General features: G+C 37.8%; 19 protein-coding genes. 10 read left to right on the top strand and 9 right to left on the bottom strand.

Going from position 1 to position 20770, the window contains the following annotated elements; all coding sequences use genetic code 11:
* Window positions 1–17: 17 nt before the first annotated feature.
* A complete protein-coding gene (locus tag IPL24_01075) occupies window positions 18–254 on the bottom strand; it encodes a hypothetical protein (GenBank protein MBK8362306.1) in 237 nt (78 codons plus the stop codon).
* Window positions 255–467: 213 nt separating this feature from the next.
* Between IPL24_01075 and IPL24_01070 the strand changes: the two genes are divergently transcribed.
* The 6 genes from IPL24_01070 to IPL24_01045 all read left to right on the top strand — a co-directional run bounded on the left by IPL24_01070 (window position 468) and on the right by IPL24_01045 (window position 4725).
* Entirely contained in the window at window positions 468–797 is a 330-nt protein-coding gene (locus IPL24_01070) for a DUF5011 domain-containing protein (protein ID MBK8362305.1), read from the top strand.
* A 67-nt stretch (window positions 798–864) separates the two neighbouring features.
* Window positions 865–1161, top strand: coding sequence for a hypothetical protein (locus IPL24_01065; protein MBK8362304.1), 297 nt, complete (start codon window positions 865–867; stop codon window positions 1159–1161).
* A 78-nt stretch (window positions 1162–1239) separates the two neighbouring features.
* Window positions 1240–3126: a sulfatase-like hydrolase/transferase gene (locus tag IPL24_01060; protein MBK8362303.1), complete on the top strand. Its 1887-nt coding sequence runs from the start codon at window positions 1240–1242 to the stop codon at window positions 3124–3126.
* A gap of 9 nt (window positions 3127–3135) precedes the next feature.
* Entirely contained in the window at window positions 3136–4011 is an 876-nt protein-coding gene (locus IPL24_01055) for a diacylglycerol kinase family lipid kinase (GenBank protein ID MBK8362302.1), read from the top strand.
* A 6-nt stretch (window positions 4012–4017) separates the two neighbouring features.
* Window positions 4018–4374, top strand: a complete 357-nt coding sequence (locus IPL24_01050) for a diacylglycerol kinase family protein (protein MBK8362301.1) — start codon at window positions 4018–4020, stop codon at window positions 4372–4374.
* A 6-nt stretch (window positions 4375–4380) separates the two neighbouring features.
* Complete coding sequence (locus IPL24_01045; GenBank protein MBK8362300.1) at window positions 4381–4725, top strand: translation initiation factor; 345 nt, start codon at window positions 4381–4383, stop codon at window positions 4723–4725.
* A 155-nt stretch (window positions 4726–4880) separates the two neighbouring features.
* On the opposite strand, the gene IPL24_01040 is transcribed toward IPL24_01045, so the two are convergent.
* The 3 genes from IPL24_01040 to IPL24_01030 all read right to left on the bottom strand — a co-directional run bounded on the left by IPL24_01040 (window position 4881) and on the right by IPL24_01030 (window position 9565).
* Window positions 4881–5405 carry a CopD family protein gene (locus IPL24_01040; protein ID MBK8362299.1) on the bottom strand — a complete coding sequence of 175 codons (525 nt, stop codon included), beginning with the start codon at window positions 5403–5405 and terminating at the stop codon, window positions 4881–4883.
* 4 nt (window positions 5406–5409) lie between these two features.
* Window positions 5410–6540, bottom strand: a complete 1131-nt coding sequence (gene bshA / locus IPL24_01035; GenBank protein ID MBK8362298.1) for an N-acetyl-alpha-D-glucosaminyl L-malate synthase BshA — start codon at window positions 6538–6540, stop codon at window positions 5410–5412.
* Window positions 6541–6625: 85 nt separating this feature from the next.
* Window positions 6626–9565 carry a serine hydrolase gene (locus IPL24_01030; GenBank protein MBK8362297.1) on the bottom strand — a complete coding sequence of 980 codons (2940 nt, stop codon included), beginning with the start codon at window positions 9563–9565 and terminating at the stop codon, window positions 6626–6628.
* A gap of 144 nt (window positions 9566–9709) precedes the next feature.
* Between IPL24_01030 and IPL24_01025 the strand changes: the two genes are divergently transcribed.
* Window positions 9710–10594, top strand: a complete 885-nt coding sequence (locus IPL24_01025) for a hypothetical protein (protein ID MBK8362296.1) — start codon at window positions 9710–9712, stop codon at window positions 10592–10594.
* A gap of 5 nt (window positions 10595–10599) precedes the next feature.
* On the opposite strand, the gene plsY is transcribed toward IPL24_01025, so the two are convergent.
* The 5 genes from plsY to IPL24_01000 all read right to left on the bottom strand — a co-directional run bounded on the left by plsY (window position 10600) and on the right by IPL24_01000 (window position 17420).
* Complete coding sequence (plsY, locus tag IPL24_01020; protein ID MBK8362295.1) at window positions 10600–11232, bottom strand: glycerol-3-phosphate 1-O-acyltransferase PlsY; 633 nt, start codon at window positions 11230–11232, stop codon at window positions 10600–10602.
* An 86-nt stretch (window positions 11233–11318) separates the two neighbouring features.
* Window positions 11319–15812 (bottom strand): hypothetical protein, encoded by a 4494-nt coding sequence (locus IPL24_01015; GenBank protein MBK8362294.1) that lies wholly within the window; start codon window positions 15810–15812, stop codon window positions 11319–11321.
* Between the two features lie 7 nt (window positions 15813–15819).
* The gene (locus IPL24_01010) at window positions 15820–16266 is read right to left on the bottom strand and encodes a 50S ribosomal protein L11 methyltransferase (GenBank protein ID MBK8362293.1); all 447 of its coding nucleotides are present in this window, start codon (window positions 16264–16266) and stop codon (window positions 15820–15822) included.
* Complete coding sequence (locus tag IPL24_01005; GenBank protein MBK8362292.1) at window positions 16266–16565, bottom strand: 50S ribosomal protein L11 methyltransferase; 300 nt, start codon at window positions 16563–16565, stop codon at window positions 16266–16268. The genes IPL24_01010 and IPL24_01005 overlap by 1 nt, the downstream gene beginning before the upstream one ends.
* Before the next feature lie 90 nt (window positions 16566–16655).
* Entirely contained in the window at window positions 16656–17420 is a 765-nt protein-coding gene (locus tag IPL24_01000; protein MBK8362291.1) for a triose-phosphate isomerase, read from the bottom strand.
* A gap of 262 nt (window positions 17421–17682) precedes the next feature.
* Between IPL24_01000 and IPL24_00995 the strand changes: the two genes are divergently transcribed.
* From IPL24_00995 to IPL24_00985, 3 genes are all read left to right on the top strand, one after another.
* Window positions 17683–17976, top strand: coding sequence for a PKD domain-containing protein (locus tag IPL24_00995; protein ID MBK8362290.1), 294 nt, complete (start codon window positions 17683–17685; stop codon window positions 17974–17976).
* Between the two features lie 102 nt (window positions 17977–18078).
* The gene (locus IPL24_00990) at window positions 18079–18219 is read left to right on the top strand and encodes a hypothetical protein (GenBank protein ID MBK8362289.1); all 141 of its coding nucleotides are present in this window, start codon (window positions 18079–18081) and stop codon (window positions 18217–18219) included.
* The gene (locus IPL24_00985; GenBank protein ID MBK8362288.1) at window positions 18197–20755 is read left to right on the top strand and encodes a PKD domain-containing protein; all 2559 of its coding nucleotides are present in this window, start codon (window positions 18197–18199) and stop codon (window positions 20753–20755) included. Before IPL24_00990 ends, IPL24_00985 begins: the two co-directional genes overlap by 23 nt.
* The last annotated feature ends 15 nt before the right edge of the window (window positions 20756–20770 follow it).

Raw genomic sequence — 20770 nt, 5'->3', positions numbered from 1 at the left:
GAATAACTTAAGTTGAATTACTTACGTCCGCGACCGCCGGTCACTTCTTTCACTTTTTCTTCTTTCTTTTCTTCTGCAGTTTTAGGTTTTACTGGCTTTTTAGCCGGTTTAACAGCAGCAGCAGCCATAGAATCAGCTTTCGCAGTCATAGCAGCCATTGAATCCTGCATCATTTTTTCAGTTTCAGCTTGAACAGCAGCCACTGAATCAGCAGCCATTTTGTCCATTACAGCCTGAATTGAGTCCTGACGCATTTTTTCAGCAGCAGCTTTTTCTTCAGCGCTCGGTCCACATGCAACTAATGCAGTAAATCCTGCAATTACTAATAACGAGAGTATTTTTTCATTGGAATGGTTTTCTTATTTTGTTCGGCAATAAGTAATTTTTATTTGAATACAGCAACAGTTTTCAATTAAAAAAGTACTTTTGCATTAATCTCGAAAAAACAAACTCAAAAACCAATAAAAATGAAAAAGAACGCAATTATTCTATTTTTTGCACTTACAGTTGGGTCAGCCGTAGTTTTAACTACAGGTTGCTCGAAAGATGATACTACGGCTCCGGTCGTAACTCTAAATGGAGATGCAAGTGTTACATTATCTTTGAACAGCGCAGCTTACACAGATCCGGGTGCAACTGCAAATGACGAAGAAGATGGTGTTGTAACTGCAACTTCTGATGCTAGTTCAACAAATCCGAATGTTAATCAAATCGGTACATACACAATCACTTATACAGCAACTGATGCAGCAGGAAATGTTGGAACAGCGGTTCGTACAGTTAGAGTAAAAAAATGATGCTGAAGACTTCGCAGGTACATATGATGTAGTTGATGTTACGATCCTGTCAGATCCATATCCATTCGTGAATGTAATTACGGTTGATCCAGCAGTGAATAATCGTGTTCATTTTGATCTTTTTGCAGATTACGATAATAACACTAATATTTATGCAACTAAAATAGGAAACGGAAGTCTTGAGATTCCTGCTCAAACTGCTACTGATATTGGTGCTGGTGTGCTTCCTTGTCAAGTTGCTGACCATACATTCACAAGTACAAGCTACACAGGTACTCCTGCAAGTTTTGTTTTAATGTATAATGATAATAACATTTGTGCTGGTCAAACAGTTCTGATCACAACAAACTGGACAAAACAATAATATTATTTCGATTTAAGAAAAAGCCATTCCTTCCGGGATGGCTTTTTTTATTGTCAATAACGTACTACTTTCGCCGGTATGGGTGAGCAAAGTTCAGGTTATGCGCTTTTAGTAAAAAGATTGGGATTCGTTCTGATATTCTATTCGCTTTGCAGACTGCTCTTTTATTTTTTCAATTTATCGTACTTCAATTCTGCTACTACGGGTGAAATCCTGCTGAGTTTTTTCTTCGGACTTCGCTTTGATCTCACTGCAATTATCATTACGAATACCCCTGTCATTCTCCTGCATTTTCTCCCGGACAATATCTTTCACAAAAAAGTTACTGTTGTCTTAACAAAGAGTCTGTTCGTGATCGTTAATGGCATAATGTTATTTCTGAATGCCATTGACTTCGGACTATTTCAATTCACAGGTAAAAGAGCAACGGCAGATGTCTTTAAAGTAATTTCCTACGGCAATGATTTCATCAATACAGTTCCGAAAATGGTTGGTGATTTCTGGTACGTTTTACTGATTCTTATTGCATTCTGGTTTTTACTGAATCGCTTTTATCCGACAAAACCATTTGAAAAATTAAACCTGTTCTTCAATACAAAATTCAGTAGATCATGGTTGGGAAGAATTGTTTTTCTACTCATTTTCACCGGGCTTTATATTGTTGGATTCAGAGGTGGAACCCAATTCAAACCGCTTACCATCATCAGTGCTTCAAAGTTTGGTCCACCAAACATAGTTCCCTTAATACTTAACACACCATTTACCTATGTAAAAACATTTGGTAAAAATGAACTTGAGGCAAAAGTATTTATGTCACAGGATTCTGCTGACATCCTCGCTCCTACTATTCATTTACCGGCAGACTCAGCATTTCGTCCGCTGAATGTCGTACTACTTATCTTAGAAAGTTTCAGTAAAGAATATATTGGTTATTACAACAACGGCAAAGGCTATACTCCTTTTCTGGACTCACTGATCAGTGTTTCGTATGATTGTTCGCAAGCATATGCAAATGGTAAAAGAAGCATAGAAGGAATTCCTGCCATCATTGCCGGAATACCACCGTTGCTTTCTGAACCCGTTATTACTTCAGCCTATTCAGGCAATTCAATGACGACAATTGCATCTTTATTAAAGAAAAAAAACTACGAAACGATCTTTTTCCATGGCGGAACAAACGGCACAATGAGTTTCGATAATTTTGCAAGAGCATGCGGATACAACACCTACTTTGGTCGCACAGAGTATAACAATGACATTGATTTTGACAAAACATGGGGAATCTTTGATGAACCATTTTTACATCGTTCAGCTACTGAATTGACGAAAATTTCAAAACCGTTCTTTGCAACTATCTTTACTCTATCATCACATCACCCCTATTCAATTCCTGAAAAATATAAAGGAGTATTTGCAGAAGGTACGATGCCTATTCATAAAAGTATCCGGTACGCAGATTATTCTCTGAAAAAGTTTTTCGAATTTGCATCAACTCAGGAATGGTACAAGAATACACTGTTTGTCCTAACTGCAGATCATACTGCTACTTCTGATCAGCCTGCCTATCAGAACCGTCAAGGCATGTATGCAGTACCACTTGTGTTTTTTATGCCCGGTGATAATTTAAAGGGAAAAAGTTCCAGGACCAGTCAGCATATCGATATTCTTCCATCGATCATGGGCTATCTGCATTATGATGAATCCTATTTTGCATTCGGACAAAATACTTTCGATACTTCTAAACAAGGTTTTGCGATCACTTATCTCAATGAAACGTACCAGCTGATTGAAAACAATTATACTTATTTTACCGATTTTCAGGAGAAAGATGAATATTACCGCTTCAAGGATGATACGATTCCCGGTCAGCTTGCACCGGATTCATCTATAATGCATAGAAAGTTGAATGCTTTCATCCAGAATTATAATGCAGCAATGATCAATAATAAAATGCAGGTCAGATAAATTTTCAGCATGAGAAAAATCAGATTTATAATCAATCCAAAATCAGGCGCAACAGATAAGCATAGTTTTACTGATTGGATCAATTCCAATATTGACAGATCAATTTTTGAATGTGAGATCACACATACTACAGCTCCGCACCATGCTACAGCCTTGGCCCGTGATGCGGCGGAAAATAATTTTGACATAGTTGTTGCAGTGGGCGGCGATGGGTCTGTCAACGAAACCGGAGCCGGACTGATTGGAACAAAAACAGCGTTAGGAATTATTCCGACGGGTTCAGGAAATGGAATGGCCCGGCATATGAAAATTCCAATTCATTTTCAGAAAGCAGTTGCATTATTGAATACCGGAACAAATGAGTTAGTTGATACTTTAACAGTTAACAACAGGCCATGTATTGGAACGTTCGGGATCGGATTTGATGCACATATTGCGCATTTGTTTGCCGGCGCCGGGACAAGAGGATATTCTACCTATGTAAAATTGGTATTGGCGGAATTTTCCAAATACAAACCAATATTTTTTAAGATTTTTGCAGACAAGAAAGAATATCATCTCAACTGCTTCCTCCTTACATTTGCTAATTCCTCACAATTCGGAAATAATGCCGTCATCGCACCGTTTGCTGATGTGAAAGATGGTATCATTGATATATCAATGCTGCAAAAATTTCCGGCATATGTTGCGCCACACCTTGTATATAGAATGATGAACAATTCAATTCATAACTCACGGTTCTTTGATCGCCTGAATGCGAAAGAAATTCTGGTTAGAAATGAAACGATCGTTAAAGGGCACATAGATGGAGAGCCCGTTGAACTGGAAGGAGACATTGAGATCAAGGTAAAACCTCTTTCATTAAATATAGTTACCTCAAAATAAAAATCAGTGGCAGTTAAAAAATTCGCAAGAAGTTTCTCGTTTGCTTTAAAAGGAATAGCATATTCCTTCCGGAGCCAGTTTAATATGCGATTTCATTTCTTTGCAGCAGTAGTTGTACTTGTTACTGCATTCATCTTACATGTATCATTACTTGAATTGTGTGTATTATTATTCTGCATCAGTTCTGTGATATCAGCAGAACTGATCAATACATCTATTGAAATAAATGTTGATCTGGCAATGCCAGAAAGAAACGAAAGAGCCGGCAATGCAAAAGACCTTGCAGCCGCAGCTGTTTTGGTTGTGTCGCTTGTTTCTGCTATTATTGGATGCATTATTTTTCTCCCGAAAATTTTCAGCTGATCTGTTATGTCAAAAAAAACAAAGCACATTGAAGGAGTTGTTTACTCCACCAATCCCGATTTTAAATATAATGTGAACAGTCCGGCAGGAACTGAAACATTAAAACCCAATCAGCAGGATCTTCGCATTTTTCTGGATAAAAAAAGTCGTGGCGGAAAAACTGTTACTCTAATTACCGGTTTTATCGGTAAAGAATCCGATCTCGAAAAACTTGGCAAAGAATTAAAATCCAAATGCGGCGTCGGCGGAACTGTGAAAGATGGTGAGATTCTGATTCAAGGCGATCACAGGGACCGAATTGTTATGTTGTTACAGACGGCGGGGTATAAGGTGAAGAAGGCGGGCGGGTAGTTAGGACAAGGTCAAAGTTCAAAGCTCAAAGTTCATCAATGTTTAAAGTTCAAAGTTCAAAGTTCAAAGTTCAAGTTTCAAGGTTCAAGCAAAGTTGGCTTCGTAGGTACCTACGAAGCCAACCTTGAACCTTGAACTTTGAACTTTGAACTAAATTAACTCCGCATACGCTTATACAACCGAATTGCTCCCACCAACACAAGTGAAAAAGCAATCAGCCCTGCCAATCCTTTGATCCATGAGAAAGTATCACGGAGGATGACGATGAAAACGATGGAGATAAGAAAAATAGTTGCGACTTCATTCCAGAAGCGCATTTGCATACTTGAGTATTTTACGATTCCATTCTTTAGCTGAGAAACAATTCTTCCGCAGATGAGATGATAGATCAAAAGTCCTGCGACGAAAGCGATTTTCAAATACATCCACGCCGGAATATTGCTTCCATACAATTCATACAGCAGCCACGAACCGAATAAGATCGTCCCGTAGGCTGAAGGCACAGTGATTCCATACCACAATCTTTTTTCTGCAAGTTGAAAATGTTTGGTAAGAATACTTCTTTCAGGTTCCGCTTTTTCGTTTGCTTCAGAATGATAAACAAACAATCTTACCAGATAAAAAAGTCCGGCGAACCAGGTAACTACAAAAATAATATGCAGAGCTTTTATGTAGAGCATTCAATCAGTTTTGTTCGGCTAAAACTTTTTCGTAGAGCCTTTCATAGATCGGAAGGATCTTCTGGATATCAAAAACTTTTGCATGTTCAAGAGCATTTTTCTTGAACTGCATCAGGCGATCACTGTCTTCCAGAATATAAATAGAATTTTTTGCCATATCATCAATGTCACCTACGTTACTCATGAACCCACAATAGTCGTTAACATTCACTTCCGGTAACCCACCGGTATTCGTACTGATCACAGGAACCTGACAAGCCATTGCTTCAAGAGCAGCTAATCCGAAACTTTCTGTTTCTGATGGCAGGATAAACAGATCACAAATGGAAAGGATCTCTTCCACTACATCCATCTTTCCTAAAAATCTGATATGTTCACCATTTGCAATTTCGCGACATTCTTTTTCTGCACGGTTTCTTTCCGGACCATCACCGATCATAAGTAGCTTACTTGGGATCTTTTCTGCAATTTTATTAAAGACCTTGATCACATCACTGACTCTTTTTACAGGGCGAAAATTTGATGCATGAACGATCAAGCGTTCATTGTTTGGTGCAATAGCTCTTTTGAAATGATCCCTGCGCTGTTTGTTGAAACGACGGAGATCAATGAAATTCGGTATGACTTCAATTTCTTTACAGATCTTAAAGTTATCGTATGTTTCCTGTTTCAATGATTCAGAAACAGAAGTAACGGCATCACTTTGATTTATTGCAAATGTTACAACAGGATTATAACTTTCATTTTTTCCAACCAAAGTTATATCAGTTCCGTGGAGAGTTGTAATGAAAGGTAATTTCAGTCCCTGCGATTCCATGATTTTTTTTGCCATATAGGCAACAGAAGCATGGGGAATTGCATAATGTACGTGAACAATATCAAGTTTTTCAAAACGTGCTACATCGACTAATTTACTGGTAAGAGCAGTTTCATATGGAGCATATTCAAAAAGTGGATAGTCGGCAATACTCACTTCATGATAAAAAACATTTTCTGTAAAATGCTCTAATCGTACCGGCTGGCTATAGGTAATAAAATGTACACTATGACCTTTTTCAGCAAGAGCTTTACCAAGTTCAGTAGCGATTACTCCACTTCCGCCAAAAGTTGGATAACAAAGAATTCCGATTTTCATAAGAAAGACAAACTTATTCCTTTTTTTTGACTTTATAGTTATCAGGAACAGGTCAATTGTTTCACCAGACGATTCAGAAAAGCAATTATTCTATAATAGACTGATAAATTGCCGATTGAATATTGGTTCTGACATTCAATTTCATCATTTTATCATTGCCTGCATCCGGATTCACCCTATTTGAAAGGAAAATATAGATCAGCTCATTTTCCGGATCAGCCCAGGCACAGGTTCCCGTAAATCCCTGATGTCCGAAGGTCGATAAAGATGCCTCTTTTGCGCAAGGACTGTTTTTTTGAGGATCAGGCTCCGGTTTATCGAATAACAAACCACGTCTGTTATTGTTATGAGGAAATTGTTGTTTTGTAAAAAGATCAACGGTTGCAGGATTAAGATAAGTAACGCCGCCATAAGATCCTTTATTCAGTAACAATTGCATGATCACAGCAAGATCATTTGCAGTTCCAAAAAGTCCGGCATTACCTGAAACTCCACCCATCATCGCTGCTGCTGGATCGTGAACATCACCACGAATTAATTGCTTACGGAATACTTTATCATCTTCCGTCGGAACAATAGTTTTAAGATTATAATTATCGCGGGGTTTAAAAGTAAGACTTGATAAACCTAAAGGCTTGTAGAAATTCCTGTAAAGAAACTGATCGAATGGCTGACCGGTAATTTTTTCTGTTGTCAACTTCATCAGAATTGGTCCAAGATCACTGTAAACATATTTTCCGGTTGCAGTAACCGGAGAAGTGTAGATCCACTTCAGAATACTGTCAGTATAATTTTGATTCATGTATAATGAATCAGCAACGCGAATACTGTAATGGTCTGTTTTAAATTTATTGTAAATTCCATCGAGATATGTAGAGTCCTTCATCGATTGTTTGTAAAAAGGAATCCATGAAGCAAGTCCTGCCTGATGTGCAAGAATCTCCTTTACTAGAAGTGCTTTTTTATTCGTTGATTTAAGTTTAGAATAATATTTTGAAAGCGGATGATTAAGATTTAGCTTTTTCATATCATACAACTTCATTGTAGCAAGCGCCGTTCCTGCGATCTTTGTAATTGATGCTATATCGTAGAGATCGGTTGTTGTTACGGTATCAGTACTTCCATAAGTCTTTGTACCGAACGCTTTGTTGTAAATAACTTTTCCTTTTCTGGCTACCAGTACCTGACATCCCGGAAATGCTCCTAGCGAAATTGCACCGTTAACTATTGAATCAATTGCAGTTAATTTCTTCGATGACATTCCTGCTGCTTCAGGCAGTGAATATTCAAAACGGATCGGAGAAGTTGTATTCAAGCCCTGATATCTGCTGAACTCAGGCAAAACATTTACGGGTAATTTTCCTGTACTGGTTATCCCGCCGAAAATCGATTGAGCTACGATTTGATGTGTGAGATAAAAGTCTTCATAGCCAAGAACAACTGCTTTTGCTTTTTTCAGATTCTGAAATCTGCTTAACGTATAACTGTTTCCAAAGTCAACGAAAACTGTTTTATATGTCATCAAAACACTGTCAACAAATCTTGAGACAATAGTAGGTATGCCAAAGTTTGTTGCTGCTTTCATAGTCGTTCCATGCAGACTCAGAATGATGTAATCATAATTTGCCAGGTAACTGAATAAAGCAGTATACATTGACAAAGGTGCATCTTTATCTTCTGCAAAACATTCAACATTTGCATACATTTTCAATTGTTGTTGAAATGTATTGTCTTTTTTATCACCGATAACAACAGAAGCGATCCGAAGAGTATCTTTTGTGTGAAAAGGAATCAACGAATCTTCATTTGCAAGTACTGTTACTGTCTGATTATAAATTTTTCTTTGCAGAAGTAATGCTTCCGGAGAATTTATCTTATTGTACAGATCAGTTGTATCAAGAGGTTGAAATTTGTTAAGACCTGTCCAGTATTTTACCATCAGAACTTTCTTTGTCCGTTCATCGACTTCTTCCTGAGTGATCTCACAATTCTGCACAGCAAGATGAATTTCATCAACAGCTTTGTGCACATCTTCAGTATAGAGAAGCATATCGTTACCACTTAACAATGCAAGTTTGTCGACTTCACCGGGTTTATACAATGAACTGACACCTTTCATATTCAAAGCATCTGTAAAGATCAGTCCTTTGAATCCCATTTCATTTTTTAAAAGACCTGTTACGATACTTGAAGATAATGTTGAAGGCAAACCCGGAGTTGTGTCCAGTGCCGGAACGTTCAAGTGAGCAACCATCATACTTCCAATTCCTGCATCAATCAGTCTTCTGAATGGATACAATTCAACAGAATCGAGTGCAGCTCTGTTTTGCAGGATCAACGGTAATGAAAAATGCGAATCGGTATCAGCATTACCATGGCCGGGAAAATGCTTGCCGGTAGCAAGAACATTCTGATCCTGCATACCACGCATGTATAACAAAGATTTTTCAGTTACATCAACAGGATTATCGCCAAACGATCTGCTACCGATCACAGGATTCAATGGATTATTATTTACATCTGCATCAGGAGCAAAATTCACATGAATGCCCATCAACTTAGATTCGCGGGCAATCTCTTTTCCCATTTCATAGATCAAACCGGTGTCTTTGATTGCTGCTAATGTCATTTGTCGTGGAAAGCGAACAGTACTATCGAGCCGCATTGCAAGTCCCCATTCTGCATCCATACCGATCATCAGAGGAACTTTTGATAATGCCTGATAATCATTCGTCAATAAAGCTTCACGAACAGGACCACCTTGAAAAAAACAAAGTCCGCCTATCCCCCAATCCTGAATCAGTTTTCTGATCTCTTTAATGTGAACAGAATCTTTATTACTCCATGCAGCAACCATGATGAGCTGAGAGATCCTTTCATCAGGCGTAAGCGTTTTCATTACAGAGTCAGCCCACAATTCCGCTTCGGGAGTTATAAATGGTGGAAGTGTTTGAGCGTAATTAGTTTTGCAAAATGATGTAAAAACCATCACTAACAAAACCACTTTGATTCGGATTAATCTCATTGATAAACAATTTCTTCAGTTTTGTAAAAATACTCCTCGCTTGTACTGAGATTCTGAATCATTGTTATTGTTCTTAACAACTTTAACGTTGAAAAGATGAAATAAATTTCGCTTACATTGGGACTAATATTATTTTCGCAAGGAATGAACCGCAGCGCCAGGAGAAAAGTACAGATAACCACATTTATCATTGGATTGATCCTGAAAAAGGCAGGAATCGGGCTTAGCATCCTGCTTACCTTTCCTGCAACTGTTTTGTTAGGAATTGAACTGATAAGAAGTTCGATATCAAAGAATCATAATAACACCTTACAAGTCACTTTATCTACGATTTTCTCCGTCTTTTTTCTAATTGTCCTTGCTCAATTACAATACTGGATTCCACCCTTACGATTTGCATTGACTTTCTGGATCTGCTGGATAATTTTTTCAATTATTTATTTCCTGAAGGGAAAATATGGCTGGTCGCAGATGACTTTATGGGTCATCATAAGTGTGCTTTTAAGCAGTGCCGCATTTATGTCTCCACGTCAATATCATAATTTCTATAAGGCAAGTTTTTATGAAGATTATATCAGAAGAAAGTATACAGAACTCCACAGCGACGTTGCCGATATGTATATCGATAGATATAAAGACAAATCAATTGATAAAGACCGGGCAAACGAACTTTTTTTACTTGCAAAAGTTGCTCAAAAAGAAAAACAAAACGATGAAGCATTGCAGTTATATAATCAAAGTCTGGATCTGAATCCGGATGCTCCTCTGGTTTATCATGCGCGTGGATATTTTAAACTCACCAGACTTGAACTCAATTCAGACGTTGCCTATAATGCAGTAAAGGATTTCAACCGGGCAATCAAACTTGACCCCAATTTCGCTGATGCCTATTTTCACCGGGCGCTTGCAATTTCATATGTGGGCCGTCATTGGCGCGCTTGTCACGACTATACAAAAGCCAAAGAACTGAATCCGAAACTTAATGTTGAGGAAGGTTTGCGGCGGAACTGTTATTATTTTAATTATTAATTTTTTTAGAAGCGTTTTTTATACCACTTCACCCTCGACTCTTCCTTATTAATTATACGTTCAATGTTTCTTTGGTGAGTGACGAGTATCAGAATTGCTACAGCCAGGGAAAAAATGTTTATGCTGGAATTAGTGCTATAGAAGACCATGATCACGACGGGAAAGGTTACACCGCTAACCATACTGCTTAAACTGACATAACCGGTAAAGAAAAGTGTAATGATAAAAGTAAGTGCGCATACTAATGCTGCTTCAGGATGAATGGCTACCAGAATTCCTAACATAGTGGCAACACCTTTTCCGCCTCTGAAGCCAACATAGACAGGAAATATATGTCCAAGTAATCCGCAAACGGCCAATGCAAGTTCGAAATCGATGAATTCCGGAGAATGTGAATCGTAGTCCCCAAGTACATAAGCAAGTTTAACAGCAAAAAAACCTTTTAACACGTCCATTATAAGGACAGCAATTCCCGGCTTTTTTCCAAGAACGCGGAAGGTGTTTGTTGCACCGGCATTTCCACTTCCATACTCACGGACATCAATACCGTAAAAGGTCTTACCAACCCAAACGGCAGAAGGAATACTTCCTACTAAATAGCCCATTAAGAGGCCAAAGATATTTGCAAATGTGAGCAATCAGTTTGTTTTTAAAACAGCGGGCTGAAAATTCGGAATTTTCAGCCCGCAATCATAACCATTAGGATGTTAATTATCAACTTCTGTTATCTTTCTCCCTCCTCCTGAACAGGTTGCATTTTGCGCAAGAAGTTTTTTACGGCCCGATCCGTCGATAACATGTATTCAAAATCAGGTTTATCTTTAACTTTGTTGACTCGTTTTTCCGGTTTAACCTTTGTAATAGCTTCATTAAATAATGAATTTGAAGAAATGGCCTGTAGCAATCCTCTTGTATAACTGAAATAGTACCATTGCTGATTTTCAGGTTCCAGGTAAATATTCAAAGCATCACCTGTCCGTTTATGTACAATTTCAACAATACCATTTACTCTGCGGTTAACATTTGTTTTATCCATACTTCCAATTCCAATTGGTCCAACTGAACGGTAACTTCTACTCTCATTATTCCATGTCATTTTCAGTTCAGTGATGAAGAAAGTATGCCGGAGCTCTTCAGGAATTTTTTTGAATGATCCATACAAATTTAATTCTGCGATCAACTTATCGGCCTTTTCTTTTCCGGCTAATTCTGTCAAACCTCTCTCATAAGTTTGTCGACCTACATCCTGCGTTGCTTTTAATGCAGCATTGGTTGAAAGATAATCTGTCATGATCTTCATTGCATCTTCGTTAAAGAAGAAATCAATTGCGCCAAGGATATCGAAAGATGTACTGTCGTTATTCAGATTATTAATTACTGTTCCAACAGTCTGCAATTGCAATTGTCCAAGATCAGAACCGAAATTCAATTTTCCTTCACCGTATACCATACAGTTTTTATCATCAAGACTAAGGAAATTACCTGCAGATCCGGGCTTGTCAAGTTTCTCTGCTGTAGTAATTCTGAATTGAGATGTAGCTTTATCGTAGAAGAGAACTCCATCTGCAGAAATGATCTCCAGATCTGAAGGTTTTCTTTTCGGCATCATGAAGGCTGCATAGATTCCTGTTGAATCACTTGTTTGAGCAACTGCTGATGCCAGTTTCACGCCGCCATCTGTAACAGGTGAAGAAACCGGAATGGATACATTCGCAGGATTAACAGGACCACTGAAACGGATCCAGTTTCGTTCTACTTTTTCACAATGGAAATTCGGCTTTGCATATCCGGAGAATGTAAGGAATTCCTGAGCTGCTGCTAAATGCGTTCCACCTTTAAACAAAAATTGCGGACTCATTGGGAAACCTAATGTGTCTGTCAATTCACCATCAGCGTATGTCTGATAAGTTGTATCGACAGCAATTGAATTGAAATGGAAATTATGTTTTACTTTATTCTCATCGATGTAATCATAATCGCCGCTACCTTCATACTTTTTCCTGCCGAGAATATTCACTGTTGCATTGTAGATCGTATGATATTTTGTTGTCGTATTGGCAATGATCCTTGCATCATTAAGCGTGCGCATTTTTGCATACCGTTCAACAACAACTTTTCCGCTGTCAGGAATGATTGATGCATCAGCACTGCGAATCAAAGCAACTTTTTCCGCTTTGATCAGATAATCTTTAAGTGAATATCGTGCAAATGGTGCTTTAAAAGAAAGCGAGTCCTGACGCGGCTCAACAGAAATGAATTCAGATCCGGTCAGATTCAAACTGCTTGCAAGTGAATCGGCAGTTGTATTGTTGGCTTGATTATCATTCGAAGAAAGTTCGATCTCAGCCTGATCCATGAACCATTTGAATTGATCGATATAACAGATATACTGATTCAATGGGAAACTCACATATGATCCACCACCGTTAGATTTAAATTCACCTACACGTTTTACAAAGTCAATATGTGAATTCACATTCTTTGTAGAAAATGCAAGTGCAGCTGTGTTATCAGAGGCCAATCTGAAATCTGCCGTATCTGCATCGAATACATTACTCTTGAAACGGAAGAGATCAGACTCCAGTTCACTTGAAGTAAAGGACATAATTCCGTCACCGGTCATCCCCGAAGGTTTCAACTGAAGATTTCCATTGAGTACTGATTGAGTTTCATACATTGAAAGATCCTTCTCACGCTTGTTGACGTACATAACATCATTCAATGGCTCCCAATGAATATATACATCCGTTCCGTTGACTTCAGGAAATTCTACACTTGCCAAAACAGATTTTTTATTGACGAACTGATCGACATTTGAATTCATTGAATCAGGAAGGAAAAGAAAATCTGCCGACTTAGATGTTGATGTTAAGTAATCAAGCGTTCCGTCACCGTGTAATCCAAGGTTACTCAGATCAATTTTATTGGTGAATTTTCCTTTACCGCCATAAGTAACCCAACCATCAGGACCGGTATTTCGTGTAAGTCCAAGTGAAAGATCCGGTTGCAGTCGTAATGTATCTCTGAAATCAGGAAAAATTCCTGCTGATACAAACTCTCCATCAAATCGCAAACCCGCTCTGGAAAAATTATCAAGTGAATCAATCGTAAACGGATCAAGGTGAAAATAAAATCTGTCACGCGAATAAACTCCATTTTGTATGAAGGGTTTATCATAGTTAACATACGAGTCTTTCTTCGAATTGAAGATCGGATACTTCGGATAATCGTGCAATCCGGATTTATTGCCCTGAAAGTCGATAAGCAAATCACCGGTAATATTTTCAAGTACACTTCGTACAGGTACTAACTTACGACGACCATAATCATCAACTTCTGAAGGATCACTGGATTCAACTTTTAATCTTAATGAATCGACGTTATCAAGATTGATCTTGAAATTCTGGTAATCGAATGAAAATTGTTTTCCGAAAAAATCAAATCGTCCTGCTTTCACTCTTCCACCAAAAGTAAAATTTCTGTCTTTCTGAATTTTTACTTCCTGATCATTTGGATAAATAACTACATTTTGCGAATCACTTAAATTAATCGGAGCCAGTCCGCGCATCGTGATCTCAAAATTCAGTAAGTTGATTGAAGCATTTGGTAATTTATCGATGATTGATTCAAATTGAATTACATCATAATCAGTTTTTCCAACGTTAGCAAGAAGGTAATAAAACAAACGATCTTTAACAATGATCTTGTCATTCGGCCCATCGTAAGTTACCAATCCTTCGTCAGAGAAACGGATAAACATATTCCTTACTTCCGTAGGAGGTAATTTGGATTCTTTTGCAAAATCTTCTACATAAATTTCTTTGGTGTCATGCTTAATAGTATATTCTTTTACTGCAAAAAGAGGATGGACCTGACTCAAACCTTGCAATCGCAGAAAGCGCAACTTTCTGAAATAATTACTTGATTCAAAAGTTGCTTTACTTTCACCTTCACCGCTTATCATTTTCATATTGATGATCGGTTCATCGATCTTCCAGTACAAACCATCAAAATACATATCGATCTGGTGATACGAATCGAAGTATGGACTTTTAGATTTTCCTTCTTCACCACGAATGAGAGCGATCTCTCTGTCTTTTACAATATATTTAAAGGTAACACTCGGATGGTAAATTGAATCATGCGTTGAATCATTCTCAAAATGCATTGTCACAGAAGCATTATCAGAAGTGATCCTTTCTTTTCTGATCGCAAAACTTTTCGATCCGAGAATAAGAAATGGTTTTTTCTCACGATAGAAGATAATATTTGCATTTTCTTCTGCAGAACCTGAACCGATCATTCGATTACCGATCATTGAAAATCCTCCGGAGTAATCAACATCGGGTACAATATTTTTTATCTGAATACCATTTGTATAGGAAGTAAACCGGGGATAAGATGCATTCTCAGGAGAAATATTTGCGAGAATTTTGTCACTATATACACCAATCAGTGATTTTGAAAAGTAAGTAGTATTCGTGAACTCAGCAGAATCAGCGGAAAAATCACTTCCTGTAACATCAATGACGTACTTTTTTAGTTTAGCACTGACAGTATTTTTATCCCATCCGGCTCTAGTCCAGTCCACATTTCCACCACTTCCATAAAATTTCTGCTGTGTAGGATAAAGATAACCTTTTGTATTATAAATAACTGATGAATCACCTTTAGAAGTAGAGATCAGATTCATTGCAGGAAAAACAATTTTCGGCAGTGAATCAAATTCAAAAGAGTAAGTGCTGTTATCGCTATGCCAGTTTGTAGAAGCAGATTGATAAAGTGAATTGTCTTTGAATAAATTATTACATGTGACAATATAATTCGCAAAATACTTTGGCGGCATTAAAAGTAATTTGTCAAGACTTGCCTGCCATGCAGTAAAACTTTGTTGAGTCTGCTTACTTCTGGCAAACGAAGTCAGCGCGATGATATAATTTTTGAAATCCGGAAATGCTTTCATCCGTTTTCGAAGCATAGAATTGGAAGTTTTGTAAATAGCATCCTGCTGTGTCGGATTGAACTTGCCTCCATTCCATTCGATGATAAATTCTTCCATGATCTTGCTTCCCTCCTTCTTGTCTGTTTCTTCCAGGAATTTCTGCATTTCTTCTGCAAATTTTACCGGGTCGGGAGTAAAGTTTTTAAGTACTTGTGCATTACCTTTTAGGGTGAATGATACGAGTGAAATAACTATCAGGAGAATTCTAGAGACCATTTTCATTTTAAGAATTTTTTACGAATAACATTGCAGACCATTTTTCATGACGCAATGTTTTAATATGTTTGAGATCAAATGAAAAAGCATTTTTGATCAATACTTCTTCATCGTCTTTTAAGAATCCGCTTTGCATCAGGGTTCCATTTTCATTCATACATTGAGAATACTTTTCTGTATCGGCCAGAAGAATATTCCGGTTGATGTTTGCAAGAATGACATCAAATTTACGACCTGTTATCTGACTGACATTACCCTTTAACACTTCAATTGAAGACGCATTATTCCGGGCGCAGTTTTCAATTGTATTCTCATAGGCCCATTCGTCAAAATCAACAGCAAGAATCGGATCTGCCTTCAGCTGATGCGCGAGAATTGCCAGTACACCGCTACCACAACCCATGTCGAGAACCGATTTATTCTGAAGGTCTGTTTCCAGCATCAGTTCGATCATCAGAGCTGTTGTTGAATGATGTCCTGTTCGAAAGACATTTTTGGCTCTATGATGATCTCATGTATATGTTGAGAATTTGTTTCGTGAAACGGAGCCCTGATAAATACCTTTTCTGCAATTAACACCGGTTCAAAATTACTTTCCCATTCTTTGTTCCAGTTTTTCCCTTTTATCAACGCAATGTCGAAGTGTATATTTTCACTTCCCGGGATCTGAGAAACGATTGCTTTAAGATCGATCTCGATAAACTTTTCTTCAGGAATATAAGCACTCAAGCCTGATTCCTTTTCTTCAAACATTTCAAAATCGGTATCACTTAAAAAACAACGATCACATCGTTGAGTTCGGGCGCATTGGTAAAATTTATTTCAATATAATTCATTTTACGCTTAAAGTTTAGAGATCATTGCTTTAATGATCATAGAGAAATCTTCTTCTTTCAAAGAAGCACCGCCTACCAATCCGCCATCGATATCTTCGCCATCAAATAGTTCAGATGCATTTGCAGGAGTTACACTTCCTCCATAAAGGATAGAAATTTCTTCAGAAGTACTTTTTGAATATTTATCAGAAATTGTTTTCCGGATAAAAGCATGCATTTCCTGTGCCTGAACAGATGCTGTTACACCGGTACCAATTGCCCAGACCGGTTCATAAGCAATAATGCAATCACTTATTTGCTGAATTGATAGATGAAAAAGTGAATCTTCCAGTTGTTTTTTTACGACATTAAAATGTTCATTCGAATTTCTTTCTGTCAACATTTCACCGCAACAAAATATGGGACAAATTCCATTTTCAAGTGCACGATCTACTTTTGCAGTGATAACAGAATGTGTATCGCCATAAAATTGTCTTCTTTCAGAATGACCAAGAATTACATGTTCGATTCCAATTGAGGCAAGCATTGAGGCAGCGATTTCACCGGTAAATGCACCTTTGACTTTTTCGGAACAGTTCTGAGCAGCAATTGAGAAATTCGGATTGCTTTGAACCCGGTTGATGAGTGGATGAAGAAAGATATACGGCGAAGCAAGGATGACCTGAACATCTTCGATCTCCTTGTTTTCATCAAGGAGGTTATCGGCCAGAGCCATGGCTTCAGCAAAAGAAAGGTTCATTTTCCAGTTACCGGCAATTATTTTTTTTCTCATACTTCGTGTGTCTTCATGATAAACGGTACTGCTAAAGCGTTGACCATCATATTACTATTCAGTCCTTAACAAATTACCCGGATTAATCTTACGAACTGCATTTTAACCATTTTGCTTGGAGAAACGACATAAAAACCTAAATTATAATAACAACTTTTACGCACAGTTTTCGGAGAATATTATCAGTTTTTGGCCAAAAAATAAGGCAGTTTTGAATTTTTCTTTTACATTTGAAACGTCTCAAAACTAACCCTCATTTCCCATGAATTTAATTTACACAAGAACAATTTTTGTCCTTGGTTTTCTATTAATGTGTGCTTCAGAAAGTAAGGCGCAATTAGTAGCAAACTTTACTGCCGACAATGTTTCAGGATGTGCCCCTTTGCTTGTTGTATTTACAGATGCATCTACAGGAAATCCATCATCTTGGGATTGGAATTTCGGAGATGGAAGCGGTAATTCTACACTTCAATCGCCACAACACAACTTTACAACTCCGGGACAATACACTGTAACTCTGACGATTGGTGCAGTGCAACTACCAATTCAATTGTAAAAAATAATTATATAACAGTATTTGCAGGGTCCGGTAGCGCACTTTGATATTGTGCGGATACAATTTTGTTCTGGTACATAAGTCACTTTAACAAGTACATCCATGCCGGGAGATGCCGCCATCACAGATTATACATGGACTTTCAATGATGGTAATCCGCCTGTCATGGCAATGCTTCTAATAATCATATATTCAACAATGGATCGCAAGCACTTCGGTTTTGATCCGGTACTTAATAAGTGATGCCAATGGATGTAATAGTACGATCAGCAATTCAGTTTACGTCTTCCCTGCACCAAATGCTGTCTTTGGTATCGGTTCAATTTCATCTTGTAACCCACCTTCAACAGTAACTTTTACAAATACTTCAAGCGGAACAAATATTTATAATTGGGATTTCGGAGATCCGGCAAGTGGTGTTAATAATACTTCGACTGATATTGCTCCATCTCATATTTTTAATACAGCCGGAGATTATACAGTTGTATTGGAAGCAGGAGTACCGGGATGTCTCTCAAGTGACTCAATTGTTGTCAGCATCAATCCAACTGTTGCATCTTTCACCGCAAGCGATTCGACAATTTGTCGATTTACTTCGGTAAATTTCACGAACACTTCTATTCCTACAACAGCAACACTTTTATGGAATTTCGATGATCCATCAAGTGGAATAAATAATACTTCAACACTACCAAACCCTTCACATTTTTTTACCACTCCAAGAACTTATGCTGTTACTTTAACTATATCAAATGGTGGCTGTACAAGTTCACAAACAATGAACATTTTAGTAAGGCCGAGTCCGTTAACTGATTTTACAGCTGACGATGTAACTTCTTGTGAAATACCATTTACGGTAAACTTTACTGATACTGTTTCAAATATTGCATCATGGTTATGGGATTTCGGTGATGGAAGTACATCAACCTTGCAAAATCCGAGTCATACTTATACAGCCTTCGGAACTCCGTACTTCAATGTCAAGTTAGTTGTAGTTGATATTTATGGCTGTTCTGATTCTGTAACTGAATTCAATTATATTCTTCTTACTCCTCCCGTTGTGAATTTTACTCAACCGGACAGTGGTTGTGTAGGATCAACTTTCAATTTTACCCCAATAGTAAGTTCACCGGCAAATCAAAATATTGCAAGTTACATCTGGAATTTCGGAGATGGTACCGGAAACATTGTGGGATCTTCATCTAGCATTGCACATCAATTTAATACTGTTGGAATATTTGATGTTACTTTAACTATTACAACTACTGATGGCTGTACTGCAACGATTACAAAACCCGGATTCATTCGAGTGGGTACAGAACCAATTGCGAATTTCTCTGCTAGTCCACTGACAATTTGTTTTAAGGATACAGTATTTTTTACTGACCTCTCAACACCACCACCAATAACAGGATGGTCTTGGTCATTTGGAGACGGCGATGGTGATAATGAGCGGGATAATCCACCACATATTTACAATAATGATACTTCAACCATAGCAGATCCTTTTGATGTAATGTTGACGGTTTATTATAATGGTTGTCCGGATGATACGACTATATCAGATTTGATAGTTGTAAATGGTCCAATTCCTAATTTTGCATTTATAATTGATTGCGATGCACCATTAACAGTCCCTTTCACAAATTTAAGTGGGGGAGCTACAAGTTATACATGGAATTTTGGTGATGGGTCTCCAACAGAAACTACTACAAATCCAACGCATACTTTTCCGGGTTCAGGAGATTACAATGTCACATTAACTGCAACAAGTACAACTTCCGGTTGTGTTGTTGATTCAGTTATCCCAATTCAGATCAGAGTCCCTTCAGCTCTAATAACAGCCAGCGATACAGCAATATGTAAAGGAAACTCTATTCAGTTTTCATCAGCAGGTTCTGTTGATTATACAACATTACAATGGACATTCGGCGAAGGAATTGCAGGCGTTCTTGATACATCCACCACTGCTGATACGCTTCACTTGTACCAACGTCCGGGATATTATACTGTAAATTTAAATGTTACTGATGTAAATGGTTGTATTGTTACCGATTCTGTAGAAGTTCATATTCTCGGACCAACGGCAGGATTTTCTGCTAATCCACGTGGTGGATGTGCTCCTATCAATGTAACATTTACAGACACTTCACTTACAGAAGGCGGTGCGATTAATTCATGGGTTTGGAATTTTGGCGGAGGTATTCCAGACACTTTAAATCCTGTAGTTCCAGTTACCCACGCCTACACCAATCCAGGATTATATACAATCACATTGACTGTTACTGATGTTAATGGTTGCTCATCTACTTACATTGCACCGAACTATATCAATCCTTCAAGACCCACCGCATCTATATTTGCAGATACACTATGTAATAATGTAAATGAAATTTTTACTGCAGGTGTTGGATCAGCGGCAACCCCTACTAATTTTACGTGGGATTTTGGTGACGGCACTACGCCGGTTTCAATTATTGGAAGCGCTACAGCAACTCATAGTTATTCAGCGAATGGATTGTATCCTGTTTATTTATTGTTAGTTGATGCTAATGGTTGCCGAGATTCTATTACCAAAGATGTTTATGTTTACACGACTCCTGCAGATTTTACAATTTCTACAAGAGATACATGTGTAACTGATCAATATGGAATAAAAAAAGCTTTGGTATATGCAAATTTCCATGTAGATGACAATTTATATGCTGTTAATTATAATTGGGATCTTACTGTAGCGAGGGATTCGGGTTGGTCGTCGCCAGATTTTTTATGCATATAATGTAGCTCCTGGAAG

The sequence above is a fragment of the Bacteroidota bacterium genome (assembly GCA_016711505.1).
In the GTDB taxonomy this organism is placed as follows: Bacteria; Bacteroidota; Bacteroidia; order AKYH767-A; family 2013-40CM-41-45; genus JADKIH01.
Note: the sequence above shows the minus strand (reverse complement) of the source record. Positions and strands in the feature narration are given on the sequence as shown.